This is a genomic window from Streptomyces sp. NPDC057249 (assembly GCF_042669245.1).
Taxonomy (GTDB): domain Bacteria; phylum Actinomycetota; class Actinomycetes; order Streptomycetales; family Streptomycetaceae; genus Streptomyces.
This window is the reverse complement of the sequence record NZ_JBHUXS010000001.1, coordinates 456442-470354: the sequence shown is the minus strand read 5'-3', so window position 1 is coordinate 470354 and position 13913 is coordinate 456442. Positions and strand designations below refer to the sequence as shown.

Annotated in this window: 12 protein-coding genes; 3 read left to right on the top strand and 9 right to left on the bottom strand. The window is 72.3% G+C overall.

Annotated elements, in window-relative coordinates:
* Nucleotides 1-2: 2 nt before the first annotated feature.
* Both ACFUJY_RS02255 and ACFUJY_RS02250 read left to right on the top strand, forming a co-directional pair.
* The gene (locus ACFUJY_RS02255) at nt 3-1076 is read left to right on the top strand and encodes a potassium channel family protein (protein ID WP_383293880.1); all 1074 of its coding nucleotides are present in this window, start codon (nt 3-5) and stop codon (nt 1074-1076) included.
* A gap of 32 nt (nt 1077-1108) precedes the next feature.
* Nucleotides 1109-2098 (top strand): NAD(P)H-quinone oxidoreductase, encoded by a 990-nt coding sequence (locus tag ACFUJY_RS02250; protein WP_383293192.1) that lies wholly within the window; start codon nt 1109-1111, stop codon nt 2096-2098.
* A gap of 62 nt (nt 2099-2160) precedes the next feature.
* Here the strand turns inward: ACFUJY_RS02250 and ACFUJY_RS02245 are convergent, their stop codons facing one another.
* The 6 genes from ACFUJY_RS02245 to ACFUJY_RS02220 all read right to left on the bottom strand — a co-directional run bounded on the left by ACFUJY_RS02245 (nt 2161) and on the right by ACFUJY_RS02220 (nt 9384).
* Nucleotides 2161-2706: a bacterial proteasome activator family protein gene (locus tag ACFUJY_RS02245; protein ID WP_383293189.1), complete on the bottom strand. Its 546-nt coding sequence runs from the start codon at nt 2704-2706 to the stop codon at nt 2161-2163.
* Between the two features lie 95 nt (nt 2707-2801).
* Complete coding sequence (locus ACFUJY_RS02240; protein WP_383293186.1) at nt 2802-5651, bottom strand: FtsX-like permease family protein; 2850 nt, start codon at nt 5649-5651, stop codon at nt 2802-2804.
* Nucleotides 5648-6415 carry an ABC transporter ATP-binding protein gene (locus ACFUJY_RS02235; RefSeq protein ID WP_383293183.1) on the bottom strand — a complete coding sequence of 256 codons (768 nt, stop codon included), beginning with the start codon at nt 6413-6415 and terminating at the stop codon, nt 5648-5650. Before ACFUJY_RS02235 ends, ACFUJY_RS02240 begins: the two co-directional genes overlap by 4 nt.
* Before the next feature lie 40 nt (nt 6416-6455).
* Nucleotides 6456-7079 (bottom strand): PadR family transcriptional regulator, encoded by a 624-nt coding sequence (locus ACFUJY_RS02230; protein WP_383293181.1) that lies wholly within the window; start codon nt 7077-7079, stop codon nt 6456-6458.
* A gap of 85 nt (nt 7080-7164) precedes the next feature.
* A complete protein-coding gene (locus tag ACFUJY_RS02225; protein ID WP_383293178.1) occupies nt 7165-7632 on the bottom strand; it encodes a hypothetical protein in 468 nt (155 codons plus the stop codon).
* A 111-nt stretch (nt 7633-7743) separates the two neighbouring features.
* The gene (locus ACFUJY_RS02220) at nt 7744-9384 is read right to left on the bottom strand and encodes a protein kinase (RefSeq protein ID WP_383293176.1); all 1641 of its coding nucleotides are present in this window, start codon (nt 9382-9384) and stop codon (nt 7744-7746) included.
* Nucleotides 9385-9735: 351 nt separating this feature from the next.
* On the opposite strand from ACFUJY_RS02220, the gene ACFUJY_RS02215 reads away from it, so the two are divergent.
* A complete protein-coding gene (locus tag ACFUJY_RS02215; protein ID WP_383293173.1) occupies nt 9736-11442 on the top strand; it encodes a protein kinase in 1707 nt (568 codons plus the stop codon).
* 7 nt (nt 11443-11449) lie between these two features.
* Here ACFUJY_RS02215 and ACFUJY_RS02210 read toward each other — a convergent pair whose 3' ends face one another.
* The 3 genes from ACFUJY_RS02210 to ACFUJY_RS02200 form a co-directional block, all read right to left on the bottom strand.
* Nucleotides 11450-12451 (bottom strand): phosphotransferase, encoded by a 1002-nt coding sequence (locus ACFUJY_RS02210; protein ID WP_383293878.1) that lies wholly within the window; start codon nt 12449-12451, stop codon nt 11450-11452.
* 63 nt (nt 12452-12514) lie between these two features.
* Entirely contained in the window at nt 12515-12940 is a 426-nt protein-coding gene (locus ACFUJY_RS02205) for a pyridoxamine 5'-phosphate oxidase family protein (RefSeq protein ID WP_383293171.1), read from the bottom strand.
* A 74-nt stretch (nt 12941-13014) separates the two neighbouring features.
* Nucleotides 13015-13674 carry a response regulator gene (locus ACFUJY_RS02200; RefSeq protein WP_383293168.1) on the bottom strand — a complete coding sequence of 220 codons (660 nt, stop codon included), beginning with the start codon at nt 13672-13674 and terminating at the stop codon, nt 13015-13017.
* Nucleotides 13675-13913 lie beyond the last annotated feature (239 nt).

The following is a 13913-nucleotide window of genomic DNA, read 5'->3' as shown; positions in this document are numbered from 1 at the left end:
CGATGGCCAGGCGGGCGGACGAACAGGTCGTTCCCACCCGTGTGATGCTTCCGCGCCGGGTCGTGGACGGGCCGGCCCGCCAGGTGGCCAAGCGGCTGATGATGGCTCTGATGGTGCTGGCCATCACGGTGTTCATCGTCTGGATCGACCGGGACGGCTACCACGACGCCGCCGACGGCAAGGTCGACCTGCTGGACGCGGTGTACTACGCGACGGTCACCCTCTCCACCACCGGCTACGGCGACATCACCCCGTACAGCGACGGGGCCCGCCTCATCAATGTGGTGCTCGTGACACCGCTGCGCGTGCTCTTCCTCATCATCCTGGTCGGCACCACCCTTGAGGTCCTCACGGAGCGGACCCGGGAGGACTTCCGGCTGAAGCGTTGGAGAACCAACTTGCGTGACCACACTGTCGTCGTCGGGTTCGGCACGAAGGGCCGCTCGGCCATCCAGACCCTGTGCGCCACCGGGCTGAGCAAGGAACAGATCGTCATCGTGGACCCGGCGTCCAAGGTGATCGAGATCGCCAACGCCGAGGGCTTCACGGGTGTCGTCGGGGACGCCACGCGCAGCGATGTGCTGCTGCGGGCCGAGCTCCAGAAGGCCCGTCAGGTCATCATCGCCACCCAGCGCGACGACACCGCGGTGCTGGTCGCGCTGACCGCACGCCAGCTCAACCGGGGCGCGAAGATCGTGGCCGCGGTCCGCGAGGAGGAGAACGCCCCGCTGCTGCGGCAGTCGGGCGCGGACGCCGTCATCACCAGTGCCAGTGCGGCGGGCCGGCTGCTCGGCCTCTCCGTGCTCAGCCCCAGCGCGGGCACGGTCATGGAGGACCTCATCCAGCAGGGCAGCGGCCTCGATCTGGTCGAACGGCCGGTGATAAAGAGCGAGGTCGGCAAGAACGTGCGGGAGACCGACGACCTCGTCGTCAACGTGCTGCGGGGCCACCGGCTCCTCGGCTACGACGACCCGGCGGCGAGCCCCTTGCAGCTGACGGACCGACTGATCACCATCGTCCGGGCCTCGAACGAGCCGCCCACGACGCCGCCGCACCAGGGCGTGCCGCGTTCCTGAGACCGCCCCGCCCACGGAGTAGCCTCGCGGCCATGCATGCGATCACGATCCCCGAACCCGGTGGCCCCGAGGCGCTCGTGTGGGCCGAGGTGCCCGATCCCGTCCCCGGCGAGGGCGAGGTCCTCGTCGACGTCGTGGCCAGTGCGGTCAACCGGGCCGATGTGCTCCAGCGGCAGGGCTTCTACGACCCGCCGCCGGGAGCGTCCCCCTACCCGGGGCTGGAGTGCTCCGGCCGGGTCTCGGCCCTCGGGCCCGGGGTCACCGGCTGGGCCGTCGGCGACGAGGTGTGCGCACTCCTCGCGGGCGGCGGTTACGCGGAGAAGGTCGCCGTCCCGACAGGCCAGCTCCTCCCCGTACCCAAGGGCCTCGACCTCGTGCGGGCCGCCGCGCTGCCCGAGGTGACGGCCACGGTCTGGTCCAACGTGTTCATGGTGGCCCACCTCCGGCCCGCCGAGACCCTGCTGGTGCACGGCGGGTCCAGCGGCATCGGCACGATGGCGATCCAGCTCGCCAAGGCCGTCGGCGCACGGGTCGCCGTGACGGCCGGCAGCCCCGACAAGCTGGCGCGCTGCGCGGAGCTGGGCGCGGACATCCTGATCGACTACCGCGAGCAGGACTTCGTGGAGGAGATCCGCGAGACCACGGCCGGGGCGGGCGCCGACGTCATCCTCGACCTCATGGGCGCGAAGTACCTCGACCGGAACGTGCAGGCACTCGCCGTCAACGGCCGGCTCGCGATCATCGGGCTCCAGGGCGGCGCCAAGGGCGAGCTGAACCTCGGCATGCTGCTGAACAAGCGGGCGGCCGTCACGGCGACCTCGCTGCGCGGGCGCCCGCTCGCCGAGAAGGCGGCCATCGTCGCGGCGGTCCGCGAGCACGTCTGGCCGCTCGTCGAGGAGGGCCTGGTGAAGCCCGTGGTGGACCGTACGGTGCCGATGCCGGACGCGGCGGAGGGCCACCGTGTCATGGAGTCCAGCACCCACATCGGCAAGGTGCTGCTCCAGCCGCCGGCAGCCGCCTGAACGCGAACGTACGAGAGGGGCCCGGCACACCGCTGTGTGTCGGGCCCCTCATCCATGGTCGGTTACAGGTAGGGCCCCGAGCGGACCGGGCCGTGCGGGTCGATTCCGCCGTCCTCCTCCGGGCCGCTGCCGGGCGGCAGGGCGCGGCGCATCTGCTCCAGCTGGGCCCGGGCCGCCATCTGCTGGGCGAACAGCGCGGTCTGGATGCCGTGGAACAGGCCCTCCAGCCAGCCCACCAGCTGCGCCTGGGCGATCCGCAGCTCCGCCTCGGAGGGGACCGAGTCCTCGGTGAACGGCAGGGACAGCCGCTCCAGCTCCTCCACCAGCTCCGGCGCGAGACCGTCCTCCAGCTCCTTGACGGAACCGGCGTGGATCTCCTTGAGGCGCACCCGGCTCGCCTCGTCGAGAGGAGCGGCCCTGACCTCCTCCAGGAGCTGCTTGATCATGCTGCCGATCCGCATGACCTTCGCGGGCTGCTCGACCATCTCCGTCACCGGGACCTCCCGCGACTCGTCGTCAGTGTCACCGCCGCCGATCGCCATTCCGTCCTGCCCCACTACGAGGACCTGGGGGTGCTCCTGCGACCGTTCATTCCTCGGCATCTCCATGCCGTCATTGTCTCGCACACACGGCGCTCAACACTGTGGTGCCCCCGGAAACGGTTGATCCACCGCCCCGGGGGCACCGAACAGCTCAGCGGTTCTCAGCCGGCCCGCCGCGCCAGGGCCACCCGCGAGCGGGTGAACGCCGCCGCGAGCCCGCCCGCCAGCAGCGGAACGGCCACGGCCAGCAGCCCGATCGTCGCCCAGGGAAGCACGATCGGCGTGTACGCGGACTCCATGGGCTGCGCGCGCATCTGCTCCATCGCGTCCCGCAGATCGACCAGCCGCAGCGCCACCGCGGGCACCAGCCCCGCGGCCGTTCCGAGCAGCACCCCGGTCAGCGCCACCACCAGGCACTGGAAGCCGGAGAGCGACCGCCGCACGCGCGGTGGCGCGCCCACCGCGCTGAGTGTGGTGAGGTCGGCCTCCGCGTCCGCCTTGGCCAGGCCGGTCGTGATCGCCGCGGCGCCCATGGTGACCACCCCGGCGAACAGGGTGAGGATCAGCTGGATGGTGTTGCCCCGGTCATTGGGGCCCGAATTGGACTGCACCCAGAGTCCGCCGCCGGCCTGGTCGATGGCGGCCGACGTCCGCTGGCTCTCCGCGTCCGTGGGCTGGTGGCTTACCGCGTACACACTGGCGTAGGGCTGCGTGTGCAGGCCGAGGCGTTCGGCGGTCCGTTGCGGGAGGATCATGCGGATGCCCGGCGTGGTGGCGTACTCGGGCTTCGCGACGTACACCTTCAGCCGGTCGGTGGTCTTCCGGGCCTTGCCGGGGTGCAGCTTGCGGTTCTCCGTGTCCTTGGGGTCGTACTGGTGCACGGCCTTGAGGGTGACCTCGCCGTTCTCCGCGTACGCCTCGTTGAGCAGGACGGGGGTGCCGGCCTTCAGGGCTGCGGCCGCCGCCGGGTCGCGCAGCTTCACGTACGTGTCGAGGAGGGCCGCGTCGCCGACGACGATGTTGTCGGAGTCCGAGCTGAAGTTGCTGACGGTGAAGCGCACGTCCACGCAGGCGGGCGTCTGCATCATGGCGCGGTGCTCATCGGCGGAGAGCCGCGAGGCCAGCGCCCTGGCGCCCTTGTCGGCGAGCGGACAGGTGTGGCCCTTGCCGGTCGGCTTGACCAGCGTCATGGAGCCGCAGTTGCCCTCTTCCTCGTAGTAGACGTTGCAGTCGCTGCCCGCCCACACCCGGGAGATGTCCGCCCGGCCACCGGTCACCGCCATGTTGTGCTCCACGGCGGCCCGGGCCGCCGGAAGGCGCTCGACGGCCTCCGCGTCGCCCGCCGACAGGGAGATCGTCCCCTCGGCGAGCATGGGCGTGTAGGCGTAGTCGGACTCGGCGAGGTTGCTGGCCATGTAGGTGGCGATGGCCACCGACCCTGCCACGGCCGCCATGACGGCGGCCACCGCGGGAGCGGTGCGGCCCCGGTTGCGGGCCGCGTCGCGCAGTGCCATCCGGGGTGAGAGCGGGAACCTGCGGCCGAGCCGGCCCAGCAGCCCGACGATCACCGGAATGCACGCGAGCAGGCCCACCTCGGCGACGACCGAGCCGCCGGCGACCAGCGTGGAGTCGCCGCTGGTGCCCCCGAGGACGGCGACGAGGATGCCGAGGGCGAGCACACAGGCGCCCGTGACGGGCAGCACCCGGGAGCTGCGGCGCACCCCGCGCCGGCCGGTGAGCGATTCCAGCACGGACTGCCGGCCCGCCACGATCGCCGGGGCGAGCGCCGCCAGGACTCCGGTGATCAGGCCGAGCACGGCGATGACCAGGAGTTCGCCGGGACGGATCACCAGGGAACCGAAGCGGTGCCCGGCCCAGCCCTCGATCAGCGGCCTGCAGACCACCGTGAGCAGCAGCCCGACCACCACACCGGCGACCGCGCCGGCCCCGCCGAGCACCAGACCGCCGCCGAGGACCACCGCGCGGACCTGGCTCCGGTCGCCGCCGCACGTACCGAGCAGGCCCAGCTGACGCCGGGAGCGGCGGGCGCCGACGGCGAACGCCGGCCCGGCCAGGAGCACGATCTCCAGGATCGTCATCGCGACGACGGTGACGAGGGCGGCGCTGGTCTCCTCGCTCCCGGTGCCCGTCGCGTTGTAGTCCGGGTGCGACCGGAGCAGCGGGATCTCGGAGTCGGGCGGCGGGTTCTCGAAGACCTGCCGCGAGGTGACGACGGCACCGGCCTTGTTGGCCGCCAGCACGTCCTTCCAGACGATCCCGTCCTGCCCCGGCCCCTCGACCAGCCACTGCGCCGAGCCCGTATTGGGCTCGGGGACCTTCTTGTCGTGGTCGGCCATCGCCTGCCAGGGGGCGATCACCGCGCCCGGATCGGCGTACAGCTGCTGTGCCGCCAGGTCGGCGGGCAGTTCGACCGCGCCGGAGATCGTGTACTTCCTGCCGGACGGCGTCACCGTGATCGCGGAGCCCACGTGCAGGCCCGCCGAGTCCAGGAACGGCTCGGTGGCCACCATCTCGTCCTTGCCGCGCGGGAACGTGCCCTCCAGGAGGTCGATCCTCCCGCGGGCCATCCGGTCCGAGGTCTTGTACTCGATGACCTCGACGCTGGCGATCCCGTACTTGGTGGTGACCGTGGCGGGCACGGACTGTTCACTGATCGCCCGGGCGCCCTCGGGGAAGGCGCGGCGCATGTCGATCGGCGCCGGTTCCTCGCTGGGCGCCTCGCCGGTCGCGCTGTCGTACATGTTGCCGTCGGGCATCTGCTGGATCGGCCCCATGGCCGCGTCGCTGTACAGCGCGTCGGCCGCGCCGAGCCGGGACGTCAGCTGCTCGGCCGGGCTCAGGTCCGCACTGCGGTACGTGATGTCGGCGGCCGTCACCCCGAGGACCGGCAGCGCGATCATCGCGACCACCAGGGCGCTGCGGCCCTTGGCCCGCAACGCGTCGCGGCGGGCTATCCGGAGGGCGGCGCGCCACCCCGTGAAGACGCTCACTCGGCTCCCCCGGCGGCCAGCAGGGAGTCGGCCCCGGCCGTCAGCGTCTGGTCCACGATCGAGCCGTCCCGGAGGAAGACGACCCGGTCCGCCCAGGCCGCGTAACGCGGTTCGTGCGTGACCATCACCCCCGCCGCGCCCTGGTCGCAGCGGTTGCGCAGGAGCGCGAGGACGGCCTCGCCGGTCTCCGAGTCGAGCGCCCCGGTCGGCTCGTCGGCGAGGACCAGGCGCCGGTCCCCCACCAGCGCGCGGGCGATGGCGACGCGCTGCTGCTGTCCGCCGGACATCTCGTCCGGGAAGCGGTCCGCGATCTCCAGGAGGTTCATCTCCTCCAGTGCGGCGCGGGCCTCCTTGCGGGCCTTGCGGACCGAGACGCCGTCGAGCTCGCGGGGCAGGGCGATGTTCTCGGCGGCGGTCAGGGCGGGGATCAGGTTGTAGTCCTGGAAGACGTAGCCGACGCTGCGGCGGCGCAGGGCGGCCATGCCCTTGCGGCCGAGCGTGGAGATGTCCTGGCCCTCGATGATCACCTGGCCGCCGCTCGCGGTGTCGAGACCGCCGGCGAGGGTGAGCAGGGTGGACTTGCCCGATCCGGACGGGCCCATGACGGCGACGAGTTCACCGGCGTGCACCGACAGGCTGATACCGCGCAGCGCCTGCACCTCGGCGATGCCGGTGCCGTGGGTGCGGGTGAGCGAGCGGAGTTCGAGTACCGGGGCGTCCACCGGCAGGGGCGGGGCGGATGGGGACGGGACGTGCAGGGACATGGTTCCCTCTCGGAACGGGTGGATGTAGAGGGCGCCGGACTCAGCGGCGCGTGCGGGACCGGGCGGTGGGCCGGGTGGTGGTGCGGGCGGCCGGGCCCGGGGGCGGGCCCGCCTCGGGCTCCGTGGCGGCGGCCTCGGCGAGGCGGATCAGCCGGGCCTCGCAGTGGTCCAGCCAGCGCGCCTCGGCCTCGGCCTGGAAGATCAGCTGCTCCACGACGAGCAGCCACGCCACCTCGTCGCGGTTGGCGGGGACCTGGGCGAGGGACCGCGCCTTCAGGCGGGTGTAGTCCTGCATGGCCTTCAGCGTGTGGTGGCGCTGGGACTGGATGACGGCCTTGATGTCGACGCCGGGCGCCCCGACCGCCATGGCCAGCTTGATGGCCAGTTCGTCACGGGGCGGGCTGCTGCGGTCGACCGGCGTCTCGAACCAGGTGCGCAGCTCGGTGCGCCCGGCGTCGCTGATCGAGTAGAGGGCGTGGCCCTGGTCGTCCTCGCCGTCCTGGACGACCAGGCCGTCGCGCTCCAGCCTGCTCAGCGTCGTGTACACCTGCCCGACGTTGAGCGGCCAGGTGGACCCGGTGCGCGACTCGAATTCGGTGCGGAGCTGGGAGCCGTAACGCGGCCCGCGCTCCAGGAGGGCGAGAAGCCCGTGACGGATCGACATACTGAGTATGTATACCGAGTATGTTGATCACCGCAAGTCTCCGCCTCGGTGGGGCGGAGGGAGAGCCGTACGGGAGAGCGTACGGTCAGCGGGTGCGGCGCATCCGCAGTGCGAGGAAGCCGAGACCCAGCCCGACCAGGGCGATTCCCGCTCCGAGAGACAGCTGCTGGAGCCGCCGCACGGCCGCCCCGCTCAGGGCCTGCCGACCCGGCGGGGGATCGCGGAAGTCGTCCGGGTCGGGGGTGAAGACCGGCACGGCGGCGGACTCGGAGGGTGCGGGCCGCGGCTCCCGGTCCTCCAGCGCGTCCTGGCGCGCCACCTCGGCGGCCGACCGCCCGGGCCGCTCCCGCCCGGCCCCGGCGGGCCACCCGGCGAGCGGCGACTGCATCTCCCCGGCGCGCGGCGAACCGCTGGACGAAGGAGAGGGCGAGGGAGAGGGCGAGGCCGGCCCGGAGGCGCCCGGGGCGGCGGCGGCACCCAGGGCCGCGGCCGCCGTCAGCACCAGACAGGCCACGCCCCGGGAGCAGCGCGCGTGGAGCCGTCCCAGAACCATGCGGTCACCGTCACACGCGGCGGCACGACCGGCATCCCGGGTGAGGCGTACGGATGGCGGAGGCCCGCCCGCGGACCGCGCGGACCACGCGGACCGCGCGGACCACGCGGACTACGCGGGGTCGCCCGTCGCGATCTCCAGCTCGAAGTGCGCGCCGGTCTCCGGCACCGCGGCTCCGGACGAGGGGAACTGATTGACGACCTGGTCCTCCGCGTACGCGTTGCCCGGGACCTTCTTCACCTTGAGCGTCCAGCCCGCCGCGTCCGCGCAGGCGCGTACCGAGAGGATGTCCTTGTACATGAAGCTGGGGGCATCGACCTTGTTCGGGTCGTCCGTGTCCTCCCGCGCGCCCGAGCAGTCCTCGGGGTCGATCGTCCGGTTCCGCTCCGGATCGCGGTGCTCACCCGCCGGGGACTCGCTGGCCTTGGCCTCCGCGCCGCCCTTGTCGTCGCCGTTGAGCGCGATGACCGTGATCAGACCGCCGATCGCGACCAGCGCGACGACGATCGAGCCGATGATCACCGGCATGTTGCGCTTGGAGCCGCCGCCCGAGGCCGGGCCCGACGCCGTCTGCGGGGAGATCGTGTACGGCGCGGGCGTCTGGTGCTGCATCGGCGCCGGGCTCTGGTACGCCGGGGCGGCCGTCTGCGGGTAGCCGTACGATGGGTTGGTGGCGGGGGCCGGGGTCGCCGGGCCGTACGGGCCGGGCTGCGGCTGGTACGGGCCCGGCTGGTACGGCGTCTGAACGCTCTGCGGGGCCGGTGCGGACTGGTCCACCGGCGGGAAGACCGCCGAGCCGACGCCGGAGCCGCTGTTGGCCGGGGTGCCGCCGTCGCCGACGATCACCGGGGCGCCGGTGTGGCCGCTCGCGCTCAGCACGCGCGCGATCTCGTCCTGCATGGCCGCCGCGCTCGGGAAGCGCTCGTTCGGGTTCTTCTTGAGCGCGCGGGCGACGAGGGCGTCCATCGCCGGGGTCAGCGAGCGGTTGATCGTGGACGGGGCGACCGGCTCCTCCTGCACATGCGCGTACGCGATGGCGAGCGGGGAGTCCGCGTCGAAGGGGAGGCGCCCGGTGAGCAGCTGGAAGAGCATGATGCCGACCGAGTACAGGTCGGAGCGCGCGTCCACCCCGCGGCCGAGGGCCTGCTCGGGGGAGAGGTACTGCGGGGTGCCGACGACCATGCCGGTCTGCGTCATCGACGTCACGCCCGACTGCATGGCGCGGGCGATGCCGAAGTCCATGACCTTCACGACACCGCGCTTGGTCACCATGACGTTGCCCGGCTTGATGTCGCGGTGCACCAGGCCCATCTCGTGGCTGGTGTCGAGCGCGGCCAGCACGTCCGAGGTCACCTTGAGCGCCTTGTCGGCCGGCATCGCGCCCTGGGCGCGGATGTCCGCCGCGAGCACGGAGCCGAGCGGCTGCCCCTCGACGTACTCCATGACGATGTACGGCATCAGCGCGCCGCCGAGCTCGTCCTCGCCGGTGTCGAACACCGAGACGATGTTGGTGTGCTGGAGCTTGGCCACGGCCTGGGCCTCGCGGCGGAAGCGCTCACGGAACGACTGCTCGCGGCCCAGCTCGGTGTGGAGTGTCTTGATCGCGACCTGGCGGTCGAGAGCGGAGTCGTACGCCAGGTATACGGACGCCATCCCGCCTTCGCCGAGCAGATCGCGCAGCTGGTAGCGGCCGCCAGCGACGGAACCGCCCGCGTACCGACCCTGCGAACCGTGTGCGCCGTCGTGGCTCATGACTTGCTTCCCCCTCGGCGCGCGACTCCCGGGAACTCGGCGCGCGACTCACGCGATGATCCGTAATTACTGGCCAAGTCTGCCGTAGGGGTACGACACGTCAAGCCGGGTGCCCGTTCCGTGACCGTACGCGCCGGAAGCGTCTCGGAAGCGTTACAGGACCCGCATGGAATTTGCGTCGGCGGCGCGCCAGCCGATTGGATGGCCGGTCCGGCGCCGAATCGGCCTGTCCCACCGAGGCTGTAGCGTGACGGGGCAATGCGGCCGGCAGCGCAGCCGGCGACGCAGCAAGACACCGTGAGACCCCGCGGACGCGCGGACGGACGCGGACAGATACGACGGCGAGGACTGATGGCACCCGAACCCGAAGCAAACGGCGGCGGCGTTCCGGATGGCACCGATTCCTGGGGCATCGGCGGGGTCGTCGGCGACGGACGGTACCGGCTGACCCACCGGCTCGGCCGGGGCGGCATGGCCGAGGTGTTCGCGGCGGAGGACGTCCGGCTCGGGCGCACCGTCGCGGTGAAGCTGCTGCGTTCCGACCTCGCCGAGGACCCGGTCTCCAAGGCCCGCTTCACGCGCGAGGCGCAGTCGGTCGCCGGGCTCAACCACCACGCGGTCGTCGCGGTGTACGACTCCGGCGAGGACACCGTCGCCGGCCAGACCGTCCCGTACATCGTGATGGAGCTGGTCGAGGGCCGCACCATCCGCGACCTGCTGATCAGCGCCGAGGCTCCGCCGCCGGAGCAGGCGCTGATCATCGTCTCCGGGGTCCTGGAGGCGCTGGCCTACTCGCACCAGCACGGCATCGTGCACCGCGACATCAAGCCCGCCAACGTGATCATCACCAACTCCGGCGCGGTCAAGGTGATGGACTTCGGCATCGCCCGCGCGCTGCACGGCGCGCAGTCCACGATGACGCAGACCGGCATGGTGATGGGCACGCCGCAGTACCTCTCCCCCGAGCAGGCGCTCGGCAAGGCCGTCGACCACCGCTCCGACCTGTACGCCACCGGCTGCCTGCTGTACGAACTGCTGGCGCTGCGGCCCCCGTTCACGGGCGAGACGCCGCTGTCCGTGGTGTACCAGCACGTGCAGGACACCCCGGTCCCGCCGTCGAACATCCTGGACTCGGTGCCGCCGGAGCTGGACGGGCTCGTCATGCGCTCGCTGGCGAAGGACCCGGACGACCGCTTCCAGAGCGCCGAGGAGATGCGCGGCCTGGTCCAGTACGGCCTGCAGATGCTCCAGGTGCAGGGCGGCCACACCGGTACGTGGAACACCGGCCCGGTCGTCCTCAACGACGGGCCCGGCACCCCACCCGGCGGCATGACCGGCGCCACCCACGTCATGGGCGGCTACCCGCAGCACGGGGACACCTCGCAGGCGCCGATCCTGCCGCCGATGAACCCGGACGACGGGGGTTACGTCGGCGGGAGCACCAAGCAGGGCGGCGGCGGGCGCGGCAAGCTGTGGCTGTTCGTCGTGCTCGCCCTGATCGCGATCGGCGCGGGCGTGGCCATCGCGCTCAACGCGGCGAGCAGCGGCGGCCAGAAGCACGAGAAGCAGCCCACGGAGACCTCCAGCACGCCGTCGCCGACGGAGGATTCCCCCACGCCGACCCCCGACGAGACCCAGGACGACACCCAGCAGCCGGGCGACGGCACCGGCGGCGGCTGGGGCGACGACACCTGGTCGCCGTCGCCCACCCCGAGCGAGACCGCCGAGTCCCCGTCCGCCTCCTCGCCCCAGCCGGGCACGGGCGGCACGGACAACGGCGGCGCGGACGGCGGTGACAGCGGAGGCAACGGCTCCGGCGGGAACAGCAACAGCGGTTCCGGCAGCGGTGGTACGGGGACCAACGGCGACACCGGTACCAGCGACGGCACCAGCACCGGGACCAGCGACGGCACCAGCACCGGCACGAGCGAGGGCACCGACGCCGGCACCAGCGAGGGCGCGGCCGAGGGTTCGGAGGGCGCCCCGGGCGGCGCCGCCCAGGGCGCCTCCGCGGGGACCACCGGCACGGGAGCGGCGGGTTCGGCCGAGGGCAACTGAGCTCCGCTCACCCCGTGAAGGCCGCGCGCACCGCCTCGTACTCACGGGTCCACCAGACCGCCAGGGCCGACACCGCGGGGAACTGCGGGTCGGCCCTCCGGTCGTTCAGGCAGTAGCGCCAGTGCAGTATCCAGAAGTCGTTGAGCCGCTCCCACCAGACCCGGTGCACCGCCGCCGCCAGCTCGCCGGCGTCCGCCCCGGCCGCCCGCCGGTAGGCCCGGGCGTAGGCGCGTACCTTCGCCAGGTCCAGCGCGCCGGCCGGCTGCACGAAGAAGATCGCCGCCGCCCGGACCGCCTCCTCCGCCCGGGGCTGGACGGCCAGCCGGTCCCAGTCGAGGATCGCGACCGGGTCGGCGCCCCGGTAGAGCACGTTCAGCGGGTGGAAGTCGCCGTGCACCCAGCCGGTCGCGGGCGCCCCCGGGTCGGGCGGCCGGCGGTCGGCGTACCGTTCCAGCAGCACGCGCCGCTCGCGCAGCCGGTGCTCGGCGAGTTCGTCGAAGGCGTCCCGGCTGCGGCGCCCGCGCGCGGCGGCGAGCAGGTCGCCGATCAGCGCGTAGGTGTCGGCCGCCTCGGGGCTCGCGTAACCGGGCGGATGCCCGCCGCCCGTCCCCGTATCGCGCTCGGCGCCCATGACCTGCTCCAGACCCGTGTGTACGGCTCCGAGGAGCGTCCCGAGACGCGTCGACTGGGCGAGGGTGAGCTGGGCGCCGCCCCGGTGCAGGCCGTCGACCCAGGGGTGGAGGGCGTAGCAGCGGCCGGCGATCTCGGTGACGGTCTCGCCGTCGCGGGCCCGGACGGGCGGGGCGACGGGCACTCCGAGTGACTGGAGGCGCCGGGTCGCGCGGTGCTGGCGGACGATGGTGGCGCGGTCGCGGGTGGTGTCGTCCGAGTGGTGCTTGAGGAAGTACGAGCCCCGCGTGGTGGACACCCGGTAACCGTGGTTGAGCAGGCCCTGGGCGAGCGGGGTGCAGGTGAGCGGCTCACCGGCGTCCGGGTAACGGCGAAGCACCTCGCCGACCGGCGGAACCGGCGGGGAGGCGACAGATGAGCGCGACACGCGTCAGATGTTAGATCACGCTGCGTTGCGGATCTGCCGGCTTGCGTGGAAGTCCAGAGTGTGCACCGTGACGAAGTGAGGTTCGAGCCAGAGGTACGAGGGGGCGAACGGCTCGCCGTTGACCTCGACCGGCGGCGGTCCGAAGCGCTCGCGCTCAACGGGGGTCGGTTCCACGACCCGCGCGGGCCCGGTGAACTGCACGGACCACAGGTCCTCGGTGCCGACGGGTGCGGTGTTGAAGTTGTCCGCGCCGTACGCCACGACCGCCCCGTCGCAGGCGCCGTGGTGGCCGAGCCCGCTGTGCATGCGCAGCACGACGCGCCCGTCGATGACGATGTGCCGGGCCACGGTCAGCATCGGGAGGGCCCGCATGCTGGTCGCCAGCCGGCCGTAGGGGACCCGGCCGAGCAGGTCGATCGCGTGGAGTTCCTCGGTGGACATGCCCTCCACTGTCGGCCAGTCCGTGTGGGCCGGATAAGAGGCCGCAGCCCCCGTTTCGCCGGGACCAAAGTCCCTCAGCGCTTCTCGGCCTGGAGCCGGGCCACGTAGGCGGCGGCCTGCGAGCGGCGCTCCATGCCCAGCTTGGACAGCAGGCTGGACACGTAGTTCTTGATCGTCTTCTCCGCGAGGTGCAGCCGCTCGCCGATCACCCGGTTGGTCAGCCCTTCGCCGATCAGATCCAGGATCTTGCGCTCCTGGTCCGTGAGGTTGGCCAGCTTCTCGTCGTCCCGTCCGCGCTTGCCGTCGCGCAGCCGCTCCAGCACGCGCGCGGTCGCGACCGGGTCCAGCAGGGACTTCCCCTCCGCCACGTCGCGTACCGCCGTCAGCAGCTCGCTGCCGCGGATCGCCTTGAGGACATAGCCGGACGCGCCCGCCATGATCGCGTCGAACAGGGCCTCGTCGTCGGCGTACGAGGTCAGCATCAGGCAGTGGATGGAGTCGTCCTGGGACCGGATCTCGCGGCAGACCTCGACGCCGCTGCCGTCCGGCAGCCGTACGTCGAGCACGGCCACATCGGGGCGTACCGCCGGAATCCGCACCAGCGCGTCGGCCGCCGTGCCCGCCTCGCCGACCACCTCGATGTCGTCCTCCATCGAAAGCAGCTCATGGACCCCGCGCCGGACCACTTCATGATCGTCGAGTAGGAATACGGTGATTTTTCCTTTTTCGCGCACAATCGCAGTCTCACACACTCACCCCTTCCCTGCCGCTGCCGGGCGGGATAACGTGCCGTTGTTCCGGCGGCCTGCGAGGCTGTGATCAGTGCTGTGACCAGCGAGGCTTCCCGAATTCCTCGATTTACTTGGATATCCAAGCAAAATCGCAGGTCAGGGAGGGTTTCGCAGTTATGGGAAGCACTGGGTAACGTGCCTTGGACAGGGCGCTCGCCGGGGCACCTGTCACGCCTGTTTCC